Source organism: Brevundimonas diminuta ATCC 11568, assembly GCF_000204035.1.
In the GTDB taxonomy this organism is placed as follows: domain Bacteria; phylum Pseudomonadota; class Alphaproteobacteria; order Caulobacterales; family Caulobacteraceae; genus Brevundimonas; species Brevundimonas diminuta.
Map to the genome: position 1 here is coordinate 1373093 of NZ_GL883086.1, position 8680 is coordinate 1381772.

The following is an 8680-nucleotide window of genomic DNA, read 5'->3' on the forward strand; positions in this document are numbered from 1 at the left end:
GAGGTCACAGCGCGGGCGGCGCGCCCTCTGGCGGCGGAATGCGGATGCAGTCTGGCGGCGGACGCGGTCGGGGCGGCGGCATGATGCCTGGCCAGGGGCGCTTCAACATCTCGCTCTACCACACCTATCGCATCCAGGATGAGATCACGATCCGCGACGGCCTGCCGGTGCTCGACCTGCTGGACGGCGCCGCCATCGGCGCGCGCGGCGGCCAGTCCCGCAATGAAGTCCAGCTGCAGATGGGCGCCTTCAAGAGCGGCATGGGCGGCTTCCTGAACGCCAACTGGAAGGAATCCACCCGCATCAACGGCGGCGCCTCGCCCGACGACGACCTGAGCTTCTCGGACCTGACGACGGTGAACCTGAACCTGTTCGCCGACCTGTCGTCGCGGGAGAGCCTGGTCTCACGCTACCCGTGGCTGAAGGGCGCCCGCGTCAGCGTCGGCGTCGAGAACATCTTCGACCAGCGCCTAAAGGTCCGCGACGGCCTGGGCGAAACGCCGCTATCCTATCAGCCCGACTACCTCGACCCGCTGGGCCGCACGTTCCGCATCAGCCTGCGGAAGATCCTGTACTGATGGCCGCACCACCGCCGCTATCGAAGGAAGGGCGGCCTAGTCGGCCCCCTCCGCCGTCATCCTCGGACTTGATCCGAGGATCGAGGGGACCGGCGCGCTCTTCCTGTCCGCCGTCACGCAGACGGATGGCCCGATCCTCGGATCAAGTCCGAGGATGACGAAGAGCCATGATCATGAAAAAGGCCCGGTCTCACGACCGGGCCTTTGTCTTCTAGTGATCGCCTTTCGGCGTCTCCATCAGTTCGATCAGCACCCCGCCCATCTCCTTGGGATGCAGGAACACCACCGGCGTCCCGTGCGCCCCGATGCGAGGCTCGCCCGTGCCCAGAATGGTCACGCCCTTGGCGCGCATCTCGGCGATGGCGGCGTGGATGTCGGCCACCTCGAAGCAGACGTGGTGTTGGCCGCCCTTCGGGTTCTTGGCCAGGAAGCCTGTGATCGGGCTGGTCTCGTCGAACGGCTCGATCAGTTCGATCTGGGCCGTCGGCGTGTCGATGAAGCAGACCTTCACCCCTTGGGCGGGCAGGTCGAACGGCTCGCCGATCTTCGTAGCGCCCAGAATATCGCGATACAGCTTGATCGACTCGGCGATGGAGGGCGTGGCGACGCCGACGTGGTTCAGATTGCCGATCACTTCTTCGTCTCCACAGGCGTCGGCTGGGCGTAGCCCAGGCGCTGGTTCAGCTTCTCGATCAGGTCCGCCGCCGTCTCGGCGATCACCGAGCCGGGCGGATAGACGGCCGCCGCGCCCATATCGAGCAGGGGCTGCACGTCCGACGGCGGAATGACCCCGCCGACCACCACCATGATGTCCGGGCGGCCCAGTTTCGCCAGTTCGGCGATCAGCTCGGGCGCCAACGTCAGATGCCCCGCCGCCAGCGATGAGGCGCCGACCGCATGGACGTTCTTCTCCACCGCGTCCTTGGCCGCCTCGGCAGGCGTCTGGAACAGGGAACCGGCCGTCACGTCGAAGCCGATGTCGCCGTATCCGGTGGCGACGACCTTCTGACCCCGGTCGTGGCCGTCCTGACCCAGCTTGGCGATCAGGATGCGCGGCGGGCCGCCGTCGTTCTCGACGAAGGCGGCGACCATCTCGCGGGCGCGGGCGACCTTGGGATCGTTGCCCGCCTCCTTGGCGTAGACGCCCGAAACCGTCTTCACCGTGGCGATGTGGCGGCCGAAGGCGGCCTCCAGCGCGTCGGAGATTTCGCCCACGGTGGCCTTGGCGCGAGCCGCCCGCACGGCCAGCTCCATCAGGTTCTCATTGCCGCGCGCACCCTCGGTCAGGGCGTCGAGCGCGGCTTGCGTCGCCGCCTCGTCGCGCTCGGCCTTCAGGCGTTGCAGCTTCTCGATCTGGCGGGCGCGCACCTCGGCGTTGTCGACCTTCAGCATAGGAATGTCGTCGACCACGGGGTTCAGATATTTGTTCACCCCCACGACCGTCTGCTGGCCGGTGTCGATGCGGGCCTGCGTCTTGGCGGCGGACTCTTCGATGCGCAGCTTGGGAATGCCCGCCTCGATGGCCTTGGCCATGCCGCCGTAGGCCTCGACCTCCTCCATCAGGGCGCGGGCCTTGGTCGCCAGCTCCTGAGTCAGGCGCTCGACGTAGAAGCTGCCGCCCCACGGGTCGATGACGCGCGTCAGACCCGTCTCGGCCTGCGCCAGAATCTGGGTGTTCCGCGCGATCCGGGCCGAGAAGTCGGTCGGCAGAGCCAGGGCCTCGTCCAGCGCATTGGTGTGCAGGCTCTGCGTCTGGCCGCCCGCCGCCGCCATGCACTCGACCATGGTGCGGGGCACATTGTTGAACACGTCCTGCGCCGCCAGCGACCAGCCCGAGGTCTGGCAGTGGGTCCGCAAGGACAGGGACTTGGGATTGACGCCGCCTTCGCGCTTCACCGCCTCGGCCCACAGCAGGCGGCCGGCGCGCATCTTGGCCACCTCCATGAAGTAGTTCATGCCGATGGCCCAGAAGAAGCTGAGGCGCGGCGCGAAACGGTCGATCTCCATGCCCGCCGCCTTGCCTGCGCGCAGGTATTCGATCCCGTCCGACAGGGTGTAGGCCAGCTCGATGTCCGCCGAAGCCCCCGCCTCCTGCATGTGATAGCCGGAGATGGAGATGGAGTTGAACTTGGGCGTTTCCTTCGCCGTCCACTCGAAGATGTCGGCGATGATCCGCATCGAGGGCGCAGGCGGATAGATGTAGGTGTTGCGGACCATGAACTCCTTCAGAATGTCGTTCTGAATGGTCCCGGTCAGCTTGGCGTGATCGACGCCCTGCTCCTCGCCCGCCACGACGTAGAGGGCCAGGATCGGCAGCACCGCCCCGTTCATCGTCATGGACACCGACATCTGGTCCAGCGGAATGCCGTCGAACAGGGTCCGCATGTCCAGAATGCTGTCGATGGCCACGCCCGCCATGCCGACGTCGCCCTTCACCCGCGGGTGGTCGCTGTCATAGCCCCGGTGGGTGGCCAGATCGAAGGCGACCGACAGGCCCTTCTGACCGGCGGCCAGGTTGCGGCGATAGAAGGCGTTGGACTCTTCAGCGGTCGAGAAACCCGCATACTGGCGGATGGTCCACGGCGCGCCCGCATACATGGTCGGATAGGGCCCGCGCACGAAAGGGGCGAAGCCCGGCAGGCCGTGGATGAAGTCCAGCCCGTCCAGCGCATCCGGCCCATAGGCCGTCTCGACCGTCAGCCCCTCGGGCGTCGTCCACGCCGCGCGCTCCGGCCCGGCGCCGGTCGCGCCCAGATCAAGGGCGACCTTGGAGAAGTCAGGGAAACTCATTGGGCGGCCTCCTCGAAGGCGGCGGCGAAGCGGACAGGCGCCAGCGCCTCGAACGCCCCGACAGCGACAGGCGCGGCAGGCGCGGGCGTCACCGACGCGGAACGTACGTCCGGGTCGACGAATTTGGTGACGCCGACAATCTGGGCGGCGCCGTCCTTGATGGCTTTTTCGGCCATGTCGCGGGCGCGGGCGATGCGGGGCTGGATCACCCCGCCCTCCAGACAGACGATCACGCCGCCTTCGGCCTCATAAACCTGGAACTCGGCCCAGGCGGCCTCGGCCAGTTCGCGGGTGCGCGCGTCCAGATACCAGGAGCCGCTGGCCGGATCATCGACGCGACCCAGATTGGACTCTTCCATCAGGATCAGCTGGGTGTTGCGTGCTTGACGCTTGGCGAAATGGTCCGGCAGGCCCGCCGCGCGGGTGAAGCCGTCCAGCACCACCGCATCGGCTCCGCCCACGGCCCCGGCGAACCCGGCGGCGGTCAGGCGCAGCATGTTCGGCCACGGATCGCGCGCCGACAGCATCCGCCGCGACGAGCGCGCCTCAATGATCGCCGGAACCTCGGCGCCGAACGCTTTGTAGACGCTGGCCCAAATCAAGCGCAGCGCACGGATCTTGGCCAGGGAGTCGAAATAGGCCTGGTCCACGGCGACGCCCAGCACGACGCCCTTCAGCGCCGCCTCAACCGACAGCCCCGCTTCAAAGGCCGCCTTCACATAGGCCACGGCCGACGAGGCGGCGAAGGCCAGTTCCTGGGCGATGGAGCCGCCCGCCTCATGCGCCACGCGGCCCGAGGCCATGAACAGCGTCGCCTCAGGATAGGTCGCGGCGTGGGTCGCCGCCGCCTTGGCCGTCTCGCCCATGATGCCCGCAAAGTCCGACGGCGCCCCGCCCGCCTCGGCATAGGCCGAGATCGGATCGAGGTGGAAGGCCAGCTTGGCGCGGGGCGACCCCTTGGCGGCCGCCGACAGAGCCTCCGCCGCCTTCACGCCCTCGAACCCGGCGTCCAGCGCCACCGGCGCCAGCTCCAGCGCCACCCCGTCCAGCGCGCGCGCCAGCTTCACAGCGTCCGCCGCCACCGGGCCGGCGATCAGGACGGAGGCCGCCCCGTTCTCCAGATCGGTCAGGACGGCGCGGTTGAGGGCATCGGCGTCCTCGCCCTCGTTCAGCGCCCGCACGTCCCACGCCCGGCCTTCGGAATCCGAGGGCCGGGGCGCGAACACCGGCTCGCCGCCGTTCGCCGCCCCATACAGCGGTTTCGTCGCCAGATGGTCCGCATCCAGATGGATGAGGCTCTCCAGCGGACGCTCCTTCAGCGCCTTGATAGCGGCTTCACGCCACTCCAGCGGCGTCGGGACGGCGAACTCACTCATTTACTCGAACTCCACCAGCACGTCGTCGGCGGCGACCGGGTCGCCGGCCTTGGCCTTGACCGCCTTCACCTTGCCGTCGCGCTCGGCCTTGAGGATGTTCTGCATCTTCATGGCCTCGATGATGGCCACGGTCTCGCCGGACTTGACCTCCTGGCCCGGGGTCACGGGGATGTCGACCACCAGCCCCGGCATCGGCGACAGCACAAGCTTGGACGTATCCGCCGCCTGCTTCTCGGGCAGCAGGGCGTAGAGATGCGCCACGTCGGGACGCAGCACGCGCACCCGCGCCCGCGCCGCGCGGTGGCGAATATCGAAGCCGTCGGCGGCGCGCTTCACCTCGGCGGTGAAGGCGTCGTCGTCCAGCACCGCCTTGAACAGCGACAGGCCCGGACGCCATTCGATCTCAGACAGGGAGACCTCCTCGCCGTCGATGGCGACGATCAGGTCTTCGGCCTCGTCATAGCCGACCTCGACCTCATAGGCCGTCTTGTCGATCAGGACGGTCCAGTCGGTGCGCTCGCTGGGATCGCCGTCCTGTTCGGCGATGACCTCGTTCATGGCCACGGCCGAGGCGATCAGGATTTTCACCTGCTCCGGCGTCGGCGCCAGCCCGTGGAAACCGTCGGGGAATTCGTCCTTGATGTAGCTGGTCGCCAGTTCGCCGGACTGGAAGCGTTCCTGATCCATGACCGCCGCCAGGAAGGGCACATTGTGGCCCAGGCCCGCCAGATGGGTGTCCTCCAGCGCGCGGGCCATGCCGCGCACGGCGTCCTCGCGCGTCTCGCCCCAGGCGCACAGCTTGGCGATCATGGGATCGTAGAACATGCTGATCTCGTCGCCCTCGCGGACGCCGGAATCGTTGCGGACCGTATAGTCTCCCTGATTGCCCTCTTCCGGCTGCTCATAGCGCACCAGACGGCCGATCGACGGCAGGAAGCCGCGATAGGGGTCTTCGGCGTAGATGCGGCTCTCGATGGCCCAGCCGTTGATCGACAGGTCGTCCTGCTTGATCGCCAGCTGCTCGCCCCAGGCCGAGCGGATCATCTGCTCGACCAGATCGACGCCGGTGATCAACTCCGTCACCGGATGCTCGACCTGCAGACGGGTGTTCATCTCCAGGAAGTAGAAGCTCTTGTCCTGACCGGCGACGAACTCGACCGTGCCCGCCGAGTCATAGTTCACCGCCTTGGCCAGAGCGACGGCCTGCGCCCCCATGGCGGCGCGGGTCGCCTCGTCCAGCAGGGGCGACGGCGCCTCTTCGATGACCTTCTGGTTGCGGCGCTGGATCGAGCATTCGCGCTCGAACAGGTGGATGACGTTGCCGTGCTTATCGCCCAGCACCTGAATCTCGATGTGGCGCGGGTCGACGATGAACTTCTCGAGGAAGACGCGGTCGTCGCCGAAGGCGTTCAGCGCCTCGGCCTTCACGGCGGCGAAACCCTCGGCCATGTCGTCGTCCGAATGGGCGACGCGGATGCCCTTGCCCCCGCCCCCGGCCGAGGCCTTGATCATGACCGGATAGCCGATTTCGCGCGCGATCTTCACCGCCTCGTCCGGCGTTTCGATCAGGCCCATGTGGCCCGGCACGGTCGAGACGCCCGCCTCGGCGGCGAACTTCTTCGACGTGATCTTGTCGCCCATGGCGTCGATCGCCTCGGGGTTCGGCCCGATGAAGGCGATGCCCTCGGCCTTCAGGCGCCGCGCAAACCCTGCGTTTTCAGACAGGAAGCCGAAGCCGGGGTGCACGGCCTGCGCCCCCGTCTGCTTCACGGCGTCCACGATCTTGTCCTGGATCAGATAGGACTGCGCAGCCGGCGACGGGCCGATATGCACCGTCTCATCCGCCATCTCGCAGGCCAGCGACCCGGCGTCAGCGTCGGAGTAGACGACCACCGTCTTGATGCCCATGCGGCGGCAGGTCTTGATGACGCGAACAGCAATTTCGCCGCGGTTGGCGATCAGAATTTTATCGAACATTTCTGGGCCTTACAGCGGGATGTTGTCGTGCTTCTTCCAGGGATTTTCCTGGGTCTTGTTCTTCAGCGTCTTCAGCGCCTTGATCAGCCGACGGCGGGTGCCGTGGGGCATGATGACGTCGTCGATATAGCCGAGCCCGGCCGCCACGAAGGGGTTGGCGAAGCGTTCCTTGTATTCGGCCTCGCGCGCGGCCAGGGCCTCGGGGTCGCCGGCCTCCTTGCGGAAGATGATCTCGACCGCGCCCTTGGCGCCCATGACCGCGATCTCGGCGGTGGGCCAGGCGTAGTTGACGTCGCCGCGCAGGTGCTTGGAGCTCATGACATCATAGGCGCCGCCGTAGGCCTTGCGCGTGATGACCGTCAGCTTGGGCACGGTGGCCTCGGCATAGGCGAACAGCAGCTTGGCGCCGTGCTTGATCAGGGCGCCGTATTCCTGCTTGGTGCCCGGCATGAAGCCCGGCACGTCGACGAAGGTCACCAGCGGGATGTGGAAGGCGTCGCAGAAGCGCACGAAGCGCGCGGCCTTGCGGCTGGAGTCGATGTCCAGCACGCCCGCCAGCGTCTGGGGCTGGTTGCCAACGATGCCGACCGGCTGGCCGTCCAGACGGCCGAAACCGCAGATGATGTTCTTGGCGAAGTCGGCACCGATCTCGAAAAAGTCGGCCTCGTCGACCGTCTTCAGGATCAGCTCCTTCATGTCATAGGGCTGGTTCGGATTGGCCGGGACCAGGGTGTCCAGCGAGGCCTCGTCGCGATCCGGCTCGTCATAGGTGTCGCGGACCGGCGGCGTCTCGCGGTTCGACAGCGGCAGGAAGCCGATCAGGCGGCGCACCTCCGACAGGGCCTCCAGATCGTTCTCGAAGGCGCCGTCGGCGACGCCGGACTTGCCCGCATGGACGCGGGCGCCGCCCAAGTCCTCATGGCTGACGACCTCGTTGGTGACGGTCTTCACCACGTCCGGGCCGGTCACATACATGTAGGAGGTGTCCTTCACCATGAAGATGAAGTCGGTGATGGCGGGCGAATAGACGTCGCCGCCCGCGCACGGCCCCATGATGACCGAGATCTGCGGGATGACGCCCGAGGCCAGGGTGTTCTGCAGGAAGATGTCGGCGTAACCGGCCAGCGATTCCACCCCTTCCTGAATACGCGCACCGCCTGCGTCGAACAGGCCGATAATGGGCGCGCCCGCCGTCAGGGCCATCTTCTGGATCTTGACGATCTTGGCCGCGTGGGCGCCCGACAGCGAACCGCCGAACACCGTGAAGTCCTTCGAGAAGACATAGACCAGGCGGCCGTTGATCGTGCCGCGCCCGGTGACGACGCCGTCGCCGGGGATGCGCTGCTCGGCCATGCCGAAGTCGTGGCTGCGATGCTCCACGAACATGTCGGTCTCTTCGAAGGAGCCTTCGTCCAGCAGGACGCCGATGCGTTCGCGGGCGGTCAGCTTGCCCTTGGCGTGCTGGCTGGCGATGCGCTTCGCGCCCCCGCCCAGCTTGGCGGCGGCGCGACGGCGCTCGAGTTCCTCGAGGATGGCCTGGCTCATGGTTGGAGCGACTCCCTGACTTCGTTCAGGGTCCAACAAGCCGCTTCATCGCAAAAAGGCAATCGCAACTTTGCAAAAGGCCTCCAAGTGCGTAAGCCTGCCAAGGCAGACAGGCGTTTTTGCAAAGTTGCAATGCCCGACCATCATGGCTGAAAAACTCTACCTCGGGACCAAGGTCCGCAAGCTGCGCGAGGCGCGCGGCTGGACGCTGGAGCAGTGCGCCGGGCGGCTGGCGCTGTCGCCGTCCTATCTGTCGCAGATCGAGACCAACCAGCGCCCGGCCACGGCGCGGGTGCTGATCGCCCTGACGCGCGCCTTCGACGTGGACGCCAGCCTGTTCGATCTGGACGGCGACGCCCGCCTGATCGCCGACCTGCGCGAGGCGACCACCGACGTCGCGGGCCACGCCGAGGC

At 67.2% G+C, this 8680-nt stretch carries 6 protein-coding genes and 1 pseudogene; 2 read left to right on the plus strand and 5 right to left on the minus strand.

Annotated elements, in window-relative coordinates:
• Positions 1–578 (plus strand): annotated as a pseudogene (locus BDIM_RS10525) (TonB-dependent receptor); the annotation flags it as partial.
• 211 nt (positions 579–789) lie between these two features.
• Here the strand turns inward: BDIM_RS10525 and mce are convergent.
• Genes mce through BDIM_RS10550 form a run of 5 tightly spaced genes read right to left on the minus strand, consistent with a single transcriptional unit; the run spans position 790 to position 8266 of the window.
• Positions 790–1212 (minus strand): methylmalonyl-CoA epimerase, encoded by a 423-nt coding sequence (gene mce, locus BDIM_RS10530; RefSeq protein WP_003165579.1) that lies wholly within the window; start codon positions 1210–1212, stop codon positions 790–792.
• Entirely contained in the window at positions 1209–3368 is a 2160-nt protein-coding gene (scpA, locus tag BDIM_RS10535; protein WP_003165580.1) for a methylmalonyl-CoA mutase, read from the minus strand. Before scpA ends, mce begins: the two co-directional genes overlap by 4 nt.
• Positions 3365–4744, minus strand: a complete 1380-nt coding sequence (locus BDIM_RS10540) for a methylmalonyl-CoA mutase family protein (protein WP_003165581.1) — start codon at positions 4742–4744, stop codon at positions 3365–3367. Before BDIM_RS10540 ends, scpA begins: the two co-directional genes overlap by 4 nt.
• Complete coding sequence (locus BDIM_RS10545) at positions 4745–6721, minus strand: acetyl-CoA carboxylase biotin carboxylase subunit (protein WP_003165582.1); 1977 nt, start codon at positions 6719–6721, stop codon at positions 4745–4747.
• A 9-nt stretch (positions 6722–6730) separates the two neighbouring features.
• On the minus strand, positions 6731–8266 hold the full coding sequence (locus tag BDIM_RS10550; protein ID WP_003165583.1) for an acyl-CoA carboxylase subunit beta: 1536 nt from the start codon (positions 8264–8266) through the stop codon (positions 6731–6733).
• Between the two features lie 145 nt (positions 8267–8411).
• Between BDIM_RS10550 and BDIM_RS17580 the strand changes: the two genes are divergently transcribed.
• A partial coding sequence (locus BDIM_RS17580; RefSeq protein ID WP_155818715.1) for a helix-turn-helix domain-containing protein occupies positions 8412–8680 on the plus strand: 269 nt, incomplete at its 3' end.

Coding starts and splice junctions, on each gene's coding strand:
- scpA (WP_003165580.1), bottom strand. CDS start 3,368: ATGAGTTTCCCTGACTTCTCCAAGGTCGCCCTTGATCTGGGCGCGACC.
- BDIM_RS10540 (WP_003165581.1), bottom strand. CDS start 4,744: ATGAGTGAGTTCGCCGTCCCGACGCCGCTGGAGTGGCGTGAAGCCGCT.
- BDIM_RS10545 (WP_003165582.1), bottom strand. CDS start 6,721: ATGTTCGATAAAATTCTGATCGCCAACCGCGGCGAAATTGCTGTTCGC.
- BDIM_RS10550 (WP_003165583.1), bottom strand. CDS start 8,266: ATGAGCCAGGCCATCCTCGAGGAACTCGAGCGCCGTCGCGCCGCCGCC.